Origin of the sequence: Pseudomonas gorinensis (assembly GCF_042015035.1) — a bacterium.
Lineage (GTDB): Bacteria > Pseudomonadota > Gammaproteobacteria > Pseudomonadales > Pseudomonadaceae > Aquipseudomonas > Aquipseudomonas gorinensis.
Genome location: NZ_CP167125.1, coordinates 5076946 through 5092329 on the forward strand (window position 1 = coordinate 5076946; position 15384 = coordinate 5092329).

General features: G+C 62.2%; 13 protein-coding genes. 1 reads left to right on the plus strand and 12 read right to left on the minus strand.

From position 1 onward, the window contains the following. Positions 1-247: 247 nt before the first annotated feature. The 12 genes from AB7933_RS22975 to leuC form a co-directional block, all read right to left on the minus strand. Positions 248-907, minus strand: coding sequence for an SPOR domain-containing protein (locus AB7933_RS22975; protein WP_024076498.1), 660 nt, complete (start codon positions 905-907; stop codon positions 248-250). Next, positions 891-2198 (minus strand): bifunctional tetrahydrofolate synthase/dihydrofolate synthase, encoded by a 1308-nt coding sequence (gene folC / locus AB7933_RS22980; RefSeq protein ID WP_024076499.1) that lies wholly within the window; start codon positions 2196-2198, stop codon positions 891-893. The genes AB7933_RS22975 and folC overlap by 17 nt, the downstream gene beginning before the upstream one ends. Then, a complete protein-coding gene (gene accD / locus AB7933_RS22985; RefSeq protein WP_024076500.1) occupies positions 2195-3115 on the minus strand; it encodes an acetyl-CoA carboxylase, carboxyltransferase subunit beta in 921 nt (306 codons plus the stop codon). The genes folC and accD overlap by 4 nt, the downstream gene beginning before the upstream one ends. A gap of 244 nt (positions 3116-3359) precedes the next feature. Then, entirely contained in the window at positions 3360-3992 is a 633-nt protein-coding gene (locus AB7933_RS22990) for a phosphoribosylanthranilate isomerase (protein ID WP_024076501.1), read from the minus strand. Between the two features lie 63 nt (positions 3993-4055). Continuing rightward, entirely contained in the window at positions 4056-4880 is an 825-nt protein-coding gene (truA, locus tag AB7933_RS22995) for a tRNA pseudouridine(38-40) synthase TruA (RefSeq protein ID WP_041160982.1), read from the minus strand. Between the two features lie 141 nt (positions 4881-5021). Beyond that, positions 5022-7607 (minus strand): FimV/HubP family polar landmark protein, encoded by a 2586-nt coding sequence (locus tag AB7933_RS23000; RefSeq protein ID WP_024076503.1) that lies wholly within the window; start codon positions 7605-7607, stop codon positions 5022-5024. A 162-nt stretch (positions 7608-7769) separates the two neighbouring features. Beyond that, complete coding sequence (locus AB7933_RS23005) at positions 7770-8780, minus strand: aspartate-semialdehyde dehydrogenase (RefSeq protein ID WP_024076504.1); 1011 nt, start codon at positions 8778-8780, stop codon at positions 7770-7772. Positions 8781-9030: 250 nt separating this feature from the next. Further along, positions 9031-10143, minus strand: coding sequence for an aspartate-semialdehyde dehydrogenase (asd, locus tag AB7933_RS23010; protein ID WP_024076505.1), 1113 nt, complete (start codon positions 10141-10143; stop codon positions 9031-9033). A 64-nt stretch (positions 10144-10207) separates the two neighbouring features. Then, entirely contained in the window at positions 10208-11290 is a 1083-nt protein-coding gene (gene leuB, locus AB7933_RS23015) for a 3-isopropylmalate dehydrogenase (protein WP_024076506.1), read from the minus strand. A 52-nt stretch (positions 11291-11342) separates the two neighbouring features. After that, positions 11343-12107, minus strand: coding sequence for a class I SAM-dependent methyltransferase (locus AB7933_RS23020; RefSeq protein WP_024076507.1), 765 nt, complete (start codon positions 12105-12107; stop codon positions 11343-11345). A gap of 129 nt (positions 12108-12236) precedes the next feature. Beyond that, positions 12237-12881, minus strand: coding sequence for a 3-isopropylmalate dehydratase small subunit (gene leuD, locus AB7933_RS23025; RefSeq protein WP_024076508.1), 645 nt, complete (start codon positions 12879-12881; stop codon positions 12237-12239). Positions 12882-12891: 10 nt separating this feature from the next. Continuing rightward, positions 12892-14310, minus strand: coding sequence for a 3-isopropylmalate dehydratase large subunit (gene leuC, locus AB7933_RS23030; protein WP_024076509.1), 1419 nt, complete (start codon positions 14308-14310; stop codon positions 12892-12894). Between the two features lie 147 nt (positions 14311-14457). On the opposite strand from leuC, the gene AB7933_RS23035 reads away from it, so the two are divergent. Continuing rightward, positions 14458-15348, plus strand: a complete 891-nt coding sequence (locus AB7933_RS23035) for a LysR family transcriptional regulator (RefSeq protein WP_024076510.1) — start codon at positions 14458-14460, stop codon at positions 15346-15348. The last annotated feature ends 36 nt before the right edge of the window (positions 15349-15384 follow it).

The following is a 15384-nucleotide window of genomic DNA, read 5'->3' on the forward strand; positions in this document are numbered from 1 at the left end:
ACGGACGGATGAGGCGGCGCATTTTAGCAGAGCTCCGGGCTATCGGTAAGCTGTGATTGCGGGTGCTTTGCAAATCAATAGTTTGTGGCGAGTTGAGCGCATTTCAAGTCCCGCACAAAAGCAAAGCGGGAGGGGGCTTGCTCCCGATGGCGGTGGGTCAGTCAGCACATCGGATACTGACCCATCGCTATCGGGAGCAAGCCCCCTCCCACATTTGACTGCATTCCAGGCTGAACGCGAGGCGAACTTAGCCGCGCTCTGGCTGGAAACGGGTGACGAAACCCTTCAGGTTCTGCTGGCGATCCAGCAAATCCCGCAGGCGGTCCGCCTCGGCGCGCTCGATCAGCGGCCCGATAAACACCCGATTCTTGCCATCGGCACTGCGGATATAGGCGTTATACCCCTGGCTACGCAGTTTTTTCTGCAAGACGTCGGCGCCGTCGCGACTGCCAAGGCTAGCGACCTGAATCGACCAACTGATCGGCAGGCCATTAGGGTCGATACGGCTCTGGCCCACATCCGGCTTGCCCGGTGCAGCCGGTTGCGTTGCGACCGGCTTGGGCGCCGCGGCTGGCGTAACAGGCTTCGCGGCGACAGCCGGAGCCGGTGTCGGTTTGACCACCGGCACACTTGGCTGCACCGGCATCGAAGGCGCTTGCTGGGCGGCCACTTCATCATCGGTCGGCACCGGCTCCTCCTCAGGCAATGCCTGCGGCTCCGGCACCACCACCGGCTCAACCTGCACCTGCGGCACGGCCGAAGCCTGGGGCGCTGCGGGCACGTCCACGACAACCTGGCGCTGTTCATCCTGGCGGGAGAAGAGCATCGGCAGGAAAATCACCGCCAATGCCACCAGCACCAAGGCTCCGACCATTCGCTGCTTGTATGCGCTATCCAGTAATGCCATGTGCAGCTTCCTCCGTGGAGCGCCGGGCCAACCACTCAAGCGCCTCGGCAACACAATAAAATGATCCGAACAACAGAATTTCATCCTCGGCCGTTGCTACCGCACACTGGGCCTCAAGGGCAGCGGTAACGCTTGCATAAGACGTCACGGACGCGCCAAGGTTCTGCAAGGCCACTACCAGTTCGGCGGCCGGACGGCTGCGCGGCGTATCCAGCGGCGCCACCGCCCATGCCTGGACACTGCCCAACAAGGGTGAAACCACGCCATCCAGGTCCTTGTCGGCCAACAAACCGAAGACTGCCAGACGACGACCCACCGGCGGCGTGCGCGACAGGCGCTGCGCCAGGTATTGGGCCGCATGCGGGTTATGACCCACGTCCAGCAGCAGGTTCAGGCGCTTGCCTGCCCAGTTGAACACCCGGCGGTCCAGGCGCCCGACCACCCGGGTCGCCAACAACGTCGCGGCAATCTGCTCGGCGTCCCATGGCAAGTCCAGCAGCAGGTAGGCTTGCAGCGCGAGCGCCGCATTTTCCATCGGCAGGTTCAGCAGCGGCAAATCATGCAGTTCGACCACTTGGCCACGCGCATCACGCCCGCGCCACTGCCAATGCTCAGCGCCAATCTCAAGATTGAATTCATGCCCGCGCAGGAAGAACGGACAATCCAGCTCGCGCACCTTGTCGAGCAAGGTATGAGGCGGATCCAGGTCGCCGCACAGCGCTGGCTTGCCCCGGCGAAAGATCCCGGCCTTTTCATAGGCCACGGACTCGCGGGTATTACCCAGGTAATCGGCATGATCGACACCGATGCTGGTGACCAGCGCCAAGTCGGCATCCACCACGTTGACCGTGTCCAGACGCCCGCCCAGCCCGACTTCCAGCACAACCACGTCCAGTTGCGCACGCTCGAACAGCCAGAACGCCGCCAGGGTGCCCATTTCGAAGTAGGTCAGGGAGATCTCGCCACGCCCTGCATCGAGGGCCGCGAAGGCTTCGCAGAGTTGCTGGTCAGTGGCTTCGACGCCATTGAGTTGCACCCGCTCGTTGTAACGCAGCAGGTGCGGGGAATTATAGACGCCCACTTTCAGCCCTTGAGCTTGCAGCAGCGCCGCGACAAAGGCACAAGTAGAGCCCTTGCCGTTGGTGCCGGTCACCGTGATCACGCGCGGTGCCGGGCGGCCCAACCCAAGGCGGGCCGCTACCTGTTGCGAGCGCTCCAGGCCCATGTCGATGGCGGACGGATGCAACTGCTCCAGGTAGGCGAGCCATTCGCCCAGGGTACGTTGGGTCATAGGTTTGCTGGCACCGGCGGCACGACCATCGGCTCAACCTTCGGAGCAACGTAGACCGGCGTCGGCAGGCCCATCATCTGCGCCAGCAGGCTACCCAGGCGTGGACGCAGCTCACCGCGCGGGATGATCAGGTCGATCGCGCCGTGCTCCAGCAAGAACTCGCTGCGCTGGAAGCCTTCGGGCAGTTTTTCGCGAACGGTCTGCTCGATCACTCGCGGCCCGGCAAAGCCGATCAGGGCTTTTGGCTCGCCAACGATCACATCCCCCAGCATCGCCAGGCTGGCGGAAACGCCGCCGTAGACCGGATCAGTCAGTACGGAGATGAACGGAATACCTTCTTCGCGCAGACGCGCCAATACCGCGGAGGTCTTGGCCATTTGCATCAAGGAGATCAACGCTTCCTGCATACGCGCACCACCGGAGGCGGCGAAGCAGATCATCGGGCAACGGTTTTCCAGGGCGTAGTTGGCGGCACGTACAAAACGCTCACCGACGATGGCACCCATGGAGCCGCCCATGAAGGAAAATTCAAACGCAGACACCACCACCGGCATGCCCAGCAGCTTGCCGCTGACGGAAATCAGCGCATCCTTCTCACCGGTCTGCTTCTGCGCAGCGGTCAAACGGTCCTTGTACTTCTTGCCGTCGCGGAACTTGAGGCGGTCAACCGGTTCAAGGTCAGCACCCAGCTCGTTACGGCCATCGGCGTCGAGGAAGATGTCGATGCGGGCGCGGGCGCCAATACGCATGTGATGGTTGCACTTGGGGCAAACGTCCAGGGTCTTTTCCAGCTCCGGGCGGTACAGCACCGCGTCGCAGGATGGGCACTTGTGCCACAGACCTTCAGGAACCGAGCTTTTTTTCACCTCGGAACGCATGATCGAAGGGATCAGTTTGTCTACTAACCAGTTGCTCATGCTTTCTTTCTCCAGTACCGGTGGCTTGAACACAGCCCCGCGTATGCCCTTGAGCTAAATTCATATGTGGCGATGACACATGCTGGACGGGGTCAGGCGTTCGACCAGCCATTTCCCGCATGCATCCTCAGCCTTCCAGACAACCGGCCAATGCACGGTCGCCACTTCATTTCCGGGCCTCCCGCAGGCGGCACCGGGCTGTTTTACACAGTGGTCACTATGGACGGCGGCAGACTGCCCGCCGTCACATCGCCTCCCTGCTGTTGCGCACGGCCTGCATGAATGCGCGAATCTTGCTGTGGTCCTTGATGCCCTTGCCCTGCTCTACGCCACCGCTGACATCCACGGCATACGGGCGAACCTGCGCGATCGCCGCCCCGACATTCGCGGGATTGAGCCCACCCGCCAGGATGATCGGCTTGCTCAGCCCCTCGGGAATCAGCGCCCAGTCGAACGCTTCGCCCGTGCCGCCAGGTACCCCCTCGACATAGGTGTCCAGCAAAATCCCGCGTGCACCAGTATAAGCAGCACAGGCACCTGCGATATCGTCACCGGCCTTGACCCGCAACGCCTTGATATATGGGCGTTGATAGCTTTCGCATTCATCAGGGGTTTCGTCGCCGTGGAACTGCAGCATGTCCAGCGGTACGGCATCCAGGGTTTCGTTGAGTTCGCAGCGGCTGGCGTTGACGAACAAGCCGACAGTGGTCACGAACGGCGGCAACGCGGCGATGATAGCCCGCGCCTGCAACACATTCACCGCCCGTGGGCTCCTGGCATAAAACACCAAGCCAATGGCATCCGCCCCCGCCTCGACGGCCGCCAGCGCGTCTTCTATGCGGGTAATCCCGCAAATCTTGCTGCGAACGGCAGACATATTGTAGAAACCTCAGGGGGAAACCGAGAAAGTCCCGGATGGTAACAAAAGCTTTTCCGGGCGTCAGCCGCCAAGTTCGCTGAAACCTGTGAGGAAGTGTGGTCCGATGAAACGCTGCGGCAGCTCGAACTCGTCGCGGTACTCCACATCCACCAGGTACAGGCCGAACGGATGGGCCGTGACGCCGCCGGTACGGCGAATGCGGCTTTCCAGCACTTCCTTGGCCCACTCAACCGGCCGCTCGCCGGTGCCGATGGTCATCAGTACGCCGGCGATATTGCGCACCATATGGTGCAGGAACGCCCCCGCGCGGATATCCAGCACAATCATCTTGCCATGGCGGGTTACCCGCAGGTGGTGGACTTCCTTGATCGGCGACTTGGCCTGGCACTGACCGGCGCGGAACGCACTGAAATCGTGGACACCGACCAAGTGCTGCGCTGCTTCGGCCATGCGCTCGGCATCCAGCGGACGGTGGTTCCAGGTAATTTCTTCGTTGAGGTGCGCCGGACGGATCTGGTCGTTGTAGATCACATAGCGATAGCGCCGGGCGATGGCCTTGAAGCGCGCATGAAAATGCGCGGGCATGACCTTGGCCCAGCTGACGCTGACATCATGGGGCAAATTGATATTGGCGCCCATGACCCACGCCTTCATCGAACGCTCAGCCTGAGTGTCGAAGTGCACCACCTGGCCACACGCGTGTACGCCCGCATCGGTGCGCCCGGCGCACATCAGCGAGACCGGTGAGTCGGCGACTTTCGACAGCGCGTTCTCCAAGGTTTCCTGCACCGTCAGCACACCCGAGGCCTGGCGCTGCCAGCCGCGGTAGCGCGAACCTTTGTATTCCACGCCCAGGGCGATCCGGTAAAAGCCTGCGGCCGCCATTTCGGCGGCCGCGTTATCTATATTTGCCAAGAACTGAGAGCCTGATGAGTTGCGCAAAGGCGGCCATTATAAATGCGGCGGCTGCATGGCGTGCGCTTTTGTTAGGGATTGACCCCTCCCACACTGGACGTGCGTCGAACTTCAGATTTTGCCGAGCATTTCCTTGGCTTCGCTGCGCTGGACATCATCGCCTTCGGTCAGCACTTCGGAGAGGATATCCCGCGCGCCATCAGCATCCCCCATGTCGATATAAGCCTGGGCCAGGTCGAGCTTGGTGGCGACCTCATTGGTCCCGGAAAGGAAATCGAACTCCGGCTCATCGTCACCCAACGCTGCATCTTCAGCCGTGAAGGAAGGCTCGATCGGCGGGTTCTCCAAGCTCTGGGACAGGCGGTCGAGCTCGGCATTGACATCATTCAGTTCGGAAGCGAAGCCATCAGGCTTGGCCGTCGCCGGAGCCTCTGGCTCATCGGCCAGGGACAGGTCAAAGTCTTCCGGCAGATCGAAGTCGTCCAACGCGGCCGGCGTCAGTGTCGGCGGTTCGACCGCCGGCGCATCCTTCATCTGCTCCTCAAGACCGGAGAGGAAGTCATCATCAGACAGCGCAGACGGCGCATCGAGTTGCAGGTCCAGGTCAAAATCCGACAAGTCGTCCTGGCTTGCCTTGGCTTCTGTCTGCTGCTGCAGGACCGACTCGAAACTCAATTCGTCTTCCAGGTTCGCTGGCGAGGCCGCTTCCAGGTCATCCAGGCTGAGGTCGAAGTCAGTGTCGAGCGCATCGGCTTCAGCTACCGGCGCTGGCGCGGGCGTTGGCGCGGGCTTGTCTTCCAGCAGGTCCTTGACGTATTGAGCGTCCAGCGCGGCAGCGGCTACCGCAGCGCTTACACCCGCCGCCAACACGGCCATGGCCGGGAAGCGCGACTTGAGCTGCTCGACCTGGGCATGGTTTTCACCATTGGCCACCAGTTGGCGCTCCTGGGTCACGAAACCGTCCTTGTCACTTTGCAGGCCGTAGACTTCCATCAGCTTCAAACGCAGGTCGCTGCGCTTGGGTTCGTGCTTGATCGCCTGCTCCAGAACATCGGCGGCCTGGTTCAGGTGGCCACGGTCGATATGGGACTGGGCCTGTGCCAAGGCATCGGACGAGTGCTCGGGTGCGACCGCAACCGCCAGCGGCGACAGCACCGACGCCACGCTCGGCACCACGACCGCAGCGGGAGCGGGAGCCGGCGCAGGAGCCGCCGCCAGCTTGACGTTCGGCGGCGTGACCTCAAGGCCCTCGAAGCTGTCCGGCGGCAGGTCTTGATCGATATTCGAGGTGAATTCCGGCTCTTCGGCCAGGGCCCGCGCCATGCGCAGGTGCTTTTCCTCTTCGCGGCGCGCGTTGCGATGGCGTGCCCACAGCAACAGGAGCAACAACACCAACAAGCCAGCGGCGCCGCCGATCACCCCCAGGACTATCGGGTTGGTCAGCAGGTCGTTGAATTTGCCTTCGGCAGTGGTCGGGGCGGCATCCGCCTTGATGGGGGCGGGCGAAGGCTCGGCAGGGGCCGGAGCGGCCGGCGTTGCAGCCGGTGCTGCCGGTGCTGCCGCCGCGGCGGCCGGGTCAACCGCCAACTGAGCAGGCATCGCCGCCGTCGCCGGGGCAGCCGATTTATCCGCCTGCAGCCTGGCCAATTGATCATTTTTCAGCTGGATCAGCTTTTGCAGCTTGTCCAACTGGCTCTGCAGGTCGGCAGCACGGCTTTTCAGTTCTTCGTTGTCGCGACGGGTGGTGTCCAGTTGTTCCTGGGTCATCGCCAGTTTGTCGCTCAGGGCCTGGCTATCGCCCGCCTTGCCCTTGGCGCCCTTCTTCGCATCGGCCGAGACCAGGCTCAAGTTGTCCTTGGCATTGGTGCTCGACGGCGCATTGCCTGCCTGGGTGCGCCTGGTGGCATCCAGTTGCTGCTTGCCCGCGGCTTGATTGCTCGCCGTACGGCGCCCCTGGCGCCAGGCGAGGTTCTGCGCCGACACTTCGGCGATCGCCTTGGGTTGCGCGAGTGCCGTGCTTTGTACCGTGTCCGGCAGGCGCAGTACCTTGCCGGTTTTCAAGCGGTTGATATTGCCGTCGATAAAGGCGTCGGGGTTCAGTGCCTGGATGGCCAGCATCGTCTGCTGTACCGAACCGCCATTGTGGTACTTCTCGGCAATTTCCCACAGGGTGTCGTGGGAGGTAGTCGTATGCTGGGCGGGCTTGCTCACGGCGGGCGCCGTATTGGCCGGCGCACTCAGGCGCGGCGCGGGGGCTGCTGGGGCTGTAGGGGCTGCGGCTGGCGCCTGCTGGTCGAACTTGGCCGGGTCGAGCAGCACGCTGTAGTCGCGCATGAGGCGACCATTGGGCCATTGCACCTGCAACAGGAAGCGCACATAGGAGTCCGGCAGCGGCTTGCTGGAGGTGACACGCACCACACTGCGGCCGTTGGGATTGATCACCGGCGTGAACGTCAGGTCGTTGAGGAATGCCTGGCGATCGACGCCGGCATCCACGAACGCCTGGGATGAAGCCAGGCTCGGCGTAATCTCGGAGGCTGTGAGGCCGCCGACATCGAGCAATTCGATTTCCACCGACAATGGCTGGTTCAACTTCGACTTGAGGGTCATCTCCCCCAGCTGCAGCGCCTGCGCCATACCGGAGGACAGCGCCGAGGCGGCCGCTATTGCTAACACCAGTTTGCGAACTTGAACCATAGCCTCATCCTTTGTTTGAACACTCCCCGGCCTGCGAGAAGGTTGGTAACCGCTGCCATAAGGCATGGCGAGCCGATAGGTCACCGACGCGCTTCTGTTCCTGCTTGGGGCCAAGCATAGCGCCTGGTTAGAATCAATCTACAAATTGCCGCCAAGTATCTTTTACACAAGGCCTTTTATCAACAACTGCGCCAGTTGCACGGCATTCAGGGCGGCGCCCTTGCGTACGTTATCTGACGTCAGCCACAAATTAAGTTCCGCCGGATCGTCCACACCGGCGCGAACCCGTCCTACATACACCACATCCTGACCCACCGCATCGCCCACGGCAGTCGGGTAATCACCCTCTTCCACCAGCTCGATGCCCGGTGCCGCTTCAAGCACACGGTTAACGGCGGCAAGGTCGACCGGCGCGCCCAATTGCAAGGACACAGTCAGGCTATCGCCAAAAAACACCGGGGCTTGAACGCAAGTTGCGGAAATCTTTAGCAAAGGAGTTTCCAGCACGGCACGCAGTTCGTGTACGAGACGTTTCTCCAAGGCCGTATGACCTTGGGCGTCTGGCTTGCCGACTTGTGCCAGCAGGTTGAAGGCCATCTGCCGATCAAAGAACTGCGGCTCCAGCGGGCGCACATTCAACAGCTCGGCGGTTTGCCGGGCCAGTTCGCTGACCGCTTCACGGCCTTGGGCCGAGACCGCCAGGTTGGCGGTGACGGCGACCCGCTGGATATCCAGCAAACCGCGCAACGGCGCCAGGACGACGGCGAGGTTGGTCGCGGACGGGCTCGGGCTGCTCAGCTGGAATGGCGCTTTCAGACCCTCGAGCACGTGGGCATTGGCCTCCGGCACCACCTGGGGTGCCTGATCGGCGGGCAAGGCTCCCGACAGGTCGATCACCGAACATCCGGCCGCCGTGGCACGCGGCGCAAAGCTCAGTGTCGCCGCCGGACCGGCCGCGAAGAAGGCCAGTTGCGCCTTGCTGAAATCGAACTCATCGACTTCGCGCACGCGCACGTTCTTGCCACGAAACGGCACCGACGCACCGGCAGAATTGCTGCCCGCTAACAGATGCAGGACGCCGACCGGGAAATTCAACTCTTCGAGAATCTGTACCAGGGTTTCGCCAACGGTGCCGGTGGCGCCGATCACGGCGATATCAAAGGTCTGGGTCATGGAGGCTGCCTCGGGCATTGCGGGGGGAGCGGCACTTTACCGGGTGCTTGGGGGGGCAGGCAATTAAGCTGGGGCTGGTGGTGGGGCTGATGATGCTATCGGGGGGCAAGCCTCCTCCCACAGTGAACAGCATTTCAACGTTGGAATTCGGTCGAATGTGGGAGGGGGCTTGCCCCCGATGGCGCCCGAAAGAACAACAAAAAACCCGCGCCTGTCACCAGTCGCGGGTTTCTTGTATTGCCTCAGGCGATCAACGCTCCAGCAGGATCCGCAGCATGCGACGCAGCGGCTCGGCCGCGCCCCACAGCAGTTGGTCGCCGACGGTAAACGCGCCCAGGTACTGGGTACCCATGTTCAACTTGCGCAGACGGCCCACCGGTACATTCAGGGTGCCGGTGACCTTGGTTGGGCTCAGCTCCTGCATGCTGATGTCGCGGTTGTTCGGCACCAGCTTGACCCAAGGGTTGTGCTGGCTGATCAGCCCTTCGATATCGGCGATCGGCACGTCTTTGTTCAGCTTGATGGTCAGCGCCTGGCTGTGGCAGCGCATGGCGCCGATGCGTACGCAGATGCCATCCACCGGGATCGGGCTCTTGAAGCGGCCGAGGATCTTGTTGGTTTCGGCCTGGGCCTTCCACTCTTCACGGCTCTGGCCGTTCGGCAGCTCTTTGTCGATCCACGGGATCAGGCTGCCAGCCAACGGCACGCCGAAGTTCTCGGTCGGGTACGCGTCGCTGCGCATGGCTTCGGCCACGCGGCGGTCGATGTCGAGGATCGCGCTGGCCGGATCGGCCAGTTGATCGGCGACCGCCGCGTGGGTCGCGCCCATCTGCTTGATCAGCTCACGCATGTTCTGCGCGCCGGCACCGGAGGCTGCCTGATACGTCATGGCGCTCATCCACTCGACCAGGCCGGCTTCGAACAAGCCGCCCAGGCCCATCAGCATCAGGCTGACGGTGCAGTTGCCGCCGACGTAGTTCTTGGTACCTGCGTCCAACTGCTGGTCGATGACCTTGCGGTTGACCGGGTCAAGGATGATCACGGCGTCGTCCTGCATGCGCAGGCTCGACGCGGCGTCGATCCAATAACCCTGCCAGCCGGCGTCGCGCAGCTTGGGGAAGACTTCGCTGGTGTAGTCGCCACCCTGGCAGGTCAGGATCACGTCGAGGGTTTTGAGCTCGTCAATGCTGTAGGCGTCCTTGAGCGGGGCAATATCCTTGCCCACGGACGGCCCTTGGCCACCCACGTTCGAGGTGGTGAAAAACACCGGCTCGATAAGATCGAAATCCTGCTCTTCCAGCATCCGCTGCATGAGCACGGAACCGACCATACCGCGCCAACCGATCAGACCTACACGTTTCATCGCAACTACACCTTGTTAAAAAGTGGGCCGCCTTGCAGCAACAACTGCAAGCGGGCCCGAGAGATTACAGATTCCGCAACGCGGCGACTACTGCGTCGCCCATTTCTTGCGTACCGACTTTGGTGCAACCCTGCGACCAGATGTCGCCCGTGCGCAGGCCTTGGTCCAGCACCAGGCTCACCGCCTTCTCGATCGCGTCCGCCGCAATGCCCTGGTTGAAGCTGTAGCGCAGCATCATCGACACCGACAAAATGGTCGCCAACGGGTTGGCGATACCCTGGCCGGCGATGTCCGGTGCCGACCCGTGGCATGGCTCGTACATGCCCTTGTTGTGGGTGTCCAGGGACGCCGACGGCAGCATGCCGATGGAACCGGTGAGCATCGAGGCCTGGTCGGACAGGATGTCGCCGAACAGGTTGTCGGTAACGATCACGTCAAACTGCTTCGGCGCGCGCACCAGTTGCATGGCGGCGTTGTCGACGTACATGTGGCTCAGTTCAACGTCCGGGTAGTCCTTGGCCACTTCTTCAACGATTTCGCGCCACAGTTGGCTGGACGCCAGGACGTTGGCCTTGTCCACCGAGCAAATTTTCTTGCCGCGCACACGGGCCATGTCGAAACCGACACGGGCGATACGGCGGATTTCACTCTCGCTGTACGGCAGGGTGTCGTAGGCCTGACGCTCACCATTTTCCAACTCACGCACGCCACGTGGCGAGCCGAAGTAGATACCGCCGGTCAGCTCACGCACGATCAGGATATCCAGGCCCGCCACCACTTCCGGCTTGAGGCTGGAAGCGTCGGCCAGTTGCGGGTAGAGAATCGCCGGGCGCAGGTTGCCGAACAGGCCCAGTTGCGCACGGATTTTCAGCAGGCCGCGCTCAGGGCGGATATCACGCTCGATCTTGTCCCATTTCGGGCCACCCACGGCGCCGAGCAGCACAGCGTCGGCCGCACGGGCGCGGTCCAGGGTTTCATCGGCCAGAGGCACGCCGTGCTTGTCGATGGCCGCGCCGCCGATCACGTCGTGGCTCAATTCGAAGCCCAGGCTGTACTTGGTGTTGGCCAGTTCCAGGACCTTGACCGCTTCGGCCATGATTTCCGGGCCAATACCGTCGCCAGGGAGAATCAGAATCTGCTTGCTCATGCGTTCCTCATTTCATCAAGCGACCCGCCCGTGGGCAGGTCGGGAAAAATAATCAGCGTTCGGCCCAGACCACCAGTACGTCGGTGCTGAAGGTGCCGTCGGCCTGAATTTCGTAGTAATCGCGCACTTCCTGGCCCATTGCCTGCTGCAGTTGCAGGATCGCAGCACGCAAGGCCGGTGGCGTGCGCATGCGCTCGACCCATGAGCTGTATTCCAGGCGCAGGCGCTGGCGACTGCTGTTGCGCACATGCAAGCCGGCTTCGCTGAGCTGGCGCATCCACTCGGCGGCGGAATAATCGCGCACGTGGCTGGTATCGCGCAGCACTTCGACGGTTTGCAGGTAAGTGTCCAACAGCGGGCTGCCCGGTGACAAGACGTCTACAAACGCCGCCACGCCGCCCGGCTTGAGCACCCGACGGACTTCGCGCAGGGCCAGGCCGAGGTCGCTCCAATGGTGCGCCGAATAGCGGCTGAACACGAAGTCGAATTCGCCATCGGCGAACGGCAGGCGCTCGGCAGCGCCGTGCACGGTGGTGATGTTGCCCAGGCCACGATCCTTGGCAGCGGCTGCCACCACGTCGAGCATCTGCTGGGACAGGTCGTAGGCCACCACTTCCTTGACCAGCGGGGCCACATGGAAACTCACGTGACCGGCACCGCAACCCAGGTCCAGCAGTCGCGCAGCGCCCTGCCCGGCCAGTTCGGCCTGGAGCAACGCGAATTCGGTGCCTTGGGCGTGCACGGCACTGCTCAGGTAGGCAGAGGCTTGTTCGCCGAATTGTTTTTGCACGACTTGGGTGTGGGCGGTGTTGGTCATGGTGGCATCCTTCAAGGGTTGTGTTGCTAGTACCGGCCCTATCGGGGGCAAGCCCCCTCCCACAGGGGAACGCATTCCAAATGTGGGAGAGGGCTTGCCCCCGATGAGGCCGGTCCTGCCTACATCAATTCAGGCGTCACGAAACAACCATGGCTGGCTCGCCCGGTGCTTGGCTTCAAACGCCGCAATCGCATCGCCGTCCTGCAAGGTCAGGCCGATATCGTCCAGGCCGTTGAGCAGGCAGTGCTTGCGGAACGCATCGACTTCAAAGTGATACACCTTGCCGTCCGGGCGGGTCACGGTTTGCGCGGCCAGGTCAATGGTCAACTGATAACCCACATCGGCTTCCACCGCTTTGAACAGCTCATCCACTTCCGCATCGCTCAAGATGATCGGCAACAGGCCGTTCTTGAAGCTGTTGTTGAAGAAGATGTCGGCATAGCTCGGCGCGATGATGCTGCGAAAGCCATATTCTTCGAGGGCCCACGGCGCGTGCTCACGGCTGGAGCCGCAGCCGAAGTTCTCGCGGGCCAGCAGCACGCTGGCGCCCTGGTAGCGCTCGGCGTTGAGCACGAAGTCCTTGTTCAACGGGCGCTTGGAGTTGTCCTGGTAGGCGTAGCCCACGTCCAGGTAGCGCCACTCGTCGAACAGGTTAGGGCCGAAACCGGTGCGCTTGATCGACTTCAAGAACTGCTTGGGGATGATCTGGTCGGTGTCCACGTTGGCACGGTCCAACGGCGCGACAAGGCCTGTGTGTTGGGTAAAAGCTCTCATCGGGTATTCCTCAGATCAATTCGCGAACGTCGATGAAACGACCGTTGACGGCAGCCGCGGCGGCCATGGCCGGGCTGACCAGGTGGGTACGACCACCGGCGCCCTGGCGCCCTTCAAAGTTACGGTTGGAGGTGGACGCGCAATGCTCGCCGGACTCCAGGCGGTCCGGGTTCATCGCCAGGCACATCGAGCAGCCCGGCTCACGCCATTCAAAACCGGCGTCGAGGAAGATCTTGTCCAAGCCTTCCGCTTCGGCTTGCGCCTTGACCAGGCCCGACCCCGGCACCACGATGGCTTGCTTGATGGTCGAGGCGACTTTACGGCCCTTGGCGATCACCGCCGCAGCGCGCAGGTCTTCGATCCGCGAGTTGGTGCAGGAGCCGATAAACACGCGATCCAACTGAATGTCGGTGATCGCCTGGTTGGCTTTCAAACCCATGTACTTCAATGCACGCTCGATGGAGCCACGCTTGACCAGGTCGGCTTCCTGCGCCGGGTCCGGCACGTTCTGGTCGACGGCCAGGACCATTTCCGGCGAGGTGCCCCAGCTGACTTGCGGCTTGATCTGGGCAGCGTCCAACTCGACCACGGTGTCGAACACCGCATCGGCGTCGGAGACCAGGTCTTTCCAGGCTTCGACAGCCGCGTCCCAATCAGCGCCTTTCGGGGCGAATGGACGACCTTTGACGTATTCGATGGTTTTTTCGTCCGCCGCCACCATCCCGACACGGGCACCGGCTTCGATGGACATATTGCAAATGGTCATGCGGCCTTCGATGGACAGGTCGCGAATGGCGCTGCCGGCGAACTCGATGGCATGGCCGTTACCGCCGGCGGTGCCGATCTTGCCGATCACCGCGAGCACGATGTCCTTGGCGGTGACGCCGAACGGCAACTTGCCTTCGACCTTCACCAACATGTTCTTCATTTTTTTGGCGACCAGGCACTGGGTGGCGAACACATGTTCCACCTCGGAGGTGCCGATGCCATGGGCCAAGGCGCCGAACGCACCGTGGGTCGAGGTGTGGGAGTCGCCGCAGACCACGGTCATGCCGGGCAAGGTGGCGCCCTGCTCCGGGCCAATCACGTGAACGATCCCTTGACGCACGTCATTCATCTTGAATTCGGTGATGCCATATTCGTCGCAGTAATCGTCGAGGGTCTGTACCTGCAAACGCGACACCGTGTCGACAATGGCGTCGATCCCGCCCTTGCGTTCCGGGGTGGTCGGCACGTTGTGGTCCGGGGTGGCGATGATGGAGTCGACGCGCCAGGGCTTGCGCCCGGCCAGCCGCAGGCCTTCGAACGCTTGGGGCGAGGTCACTTCATGGATGATGTGACGGTCGATATAGATCAGCGACGAGCCATCGTCGCGCCGTTTCACTTCATGGGAATCCCAAAGCTTGTCGTAAAGCGTTTTGCCGGCCATCAGTCGGTCCTCATCAGCGGTATTTCTATGCCCCGGGTCTTGAGACATTCAATAACCCTTTGGCTTGTGAGGCTGATGGTATGGCGCTACATTAAATAACTCAAATTCATATTTTTTATGCTTTGGATTACCAACTGGAATACAACAATGGACCTGGCCAACCTCAATGCCTTTATTGCCATCGCCGAGACCGGTAGCTTCTCCGGCGCCGGTGAACGCCTGCACCTGACCCAACCGGCCATCAGCAAGCGCATCGCCGGCCTGGAACAGCAATTGAAGGTGCGTTTATTCGATCGCCTGGGCCGTGAAGTCGGCCTGACCGAGGCCGGCCGCGCCCTGCTGCCGCGCGCTTATCAGATTCTCAACGTGCTGGACGACACCCGCCGCGCCCTCACCAACCTCACCGGCGAAGTCAGCGGGCGCCTCACCTTGGCCACCAGTCACCATATCGGCCTGCACCGTCTGCCGCCGGTATTGCGCACGTTCACCCGCACGTACCCGAACGTGGCACTGGACATCCAGTTTCTCGATTCGGAGGTCGCCTATGATGAAATTCTGCACGGTCGCGCCGAAGTGGCGGTGATCACCCTGGCGCCCGCCCCCCACAACCTGGTGCGCGCCACTCCTGTGTGGGACGACCCACTGGATTTCGTGGTGGCACCGGAGCACAGCCTGATCAGCAACGGCCCGGTCAACCTGGCCGATATCGCCGGGCACCCGGCGGTCTTTCCCGGCGGCAATACCTTTACCCATCATATTGTCAGCCGCTTGTTCGAGGCCCAGGGCCTGACGCCAAACATCGCCATGAGCACTAACTACCTGGAAACCATCAAGATGATGGTTTCCATTGGCCTGGCCTGGAGCGTGCTGCCGCGCACAATGCTCGATGACCAGGTGGCAAGTATCGCTTTGCCGGGCATACAACTCAGTCGCCAGCTAGGCTATATCGTGCACACTGAAAGGACGCTGTCGAACGCTGCGCGGGCGTTCATGAGCCTGCTGGATGCACAAGTCGATCTGCCAGGAGCATCGGCATGACACTGTGCGGCCTCAAGGCCTGACTGAACCCGCGCT

What these genes read in the sequence shown, in the direction of transcription:
- AB7933_RS23000 (WP_024076503.1), bottom strand. Translation starts at nt 7,607, where the DNA reads ATGGTTCAAGTTCGCAAACTGGTGTTAGCAATAGCGGCCGCCTCGGCG.
- folC (WP_024076499.1), bottom strand. Translation starts at nt 2,198, where the DNA reads ATGACCCAACGTACCCTGGGCGAATGGCTCGCCTACCTGGAGCAGTTG.
- truA (WP_041160982.1), bottom strand. Translation starts at nt 4,880, where the DNA reads ATGGCGGCCGCAGGCTTTTACCGGATCGCCCTGGGCGTGGAATACAAA.
- accD (WP_024076500.1), bottom strand. Translation starts at nt 3,115, where the DNA reads ATGAGCAACTGGTTAGTAGACAAACTGATCCCTTCGATCATGCGTTCC.
- AB7933_RS22990 (WP_024076501.1), bottom strand. Translation starts at nt 3,992, where the DNA reads ATGTCTGCCGTTCGCAGCAAGATTTGCGGGATTACCCGCATAGAAGAC.
- leuD (WP_024076508.1), bottom strand. Translation starts at nt 12,881, where the DNA reads ATGAGAGCTTTTACCCAACACACAGGCCTTGTCGCGCCGTTGGACCGT.
- AB7933_RS22975 (WP_024076498.1), bottom strand. Translation starts at nt 907, where the DNA reads ATGGCATTACTGGATAGCGCATACAAGCAGCGAATGGTCGGAGCCTTG.
- AB7933_RS23020 (WP_024076507.1), bottom strand. Translation starts at nt 12,107, where the DNA reads ATGACCAACACCGCCCACACCCAAGTCGTGCAAAAACAATTCGGCGAA.
- asd (WP_024076505.1), bottom strand. Translation starts at nt 10,143, where the DNA reads ATGAAACGTGTAGGTCTGATCGGTTGGCGCGGTATGGTCGGTTCCGTG.
- AB7933_RS23035 (WP_024076510.1), top strand. Translation starts at nt 14,458, where the DNA reads ATGGACCTGGCCAACCTCAATGCCTTTATTGCCATCGCCGAGACCGGT.
- AB7933_RS23005 (WP_024076504.1), bottom strand. Translation starts at nt 8,780, where the DNA reads ATGACCCAGACCTTTGATATCGCCGTGATCGGCGCCACCGGCACCGTT.
- leuC (WP_024076509.1), bottom strand. Translation starts at nt 14,310, where the DNA reads ATGGCCGGCAAAACGCTTTACGACAAGCTTTGGGATTCCCATGAAGTG.
- leuB (WP_024076506.1), bottom strand. Translation starts at nt 11,290, where the DNA reads ATGAGCAAGCAGATTCTGATTCTCCCTGGCGACGGTATTGGCCCGGAA.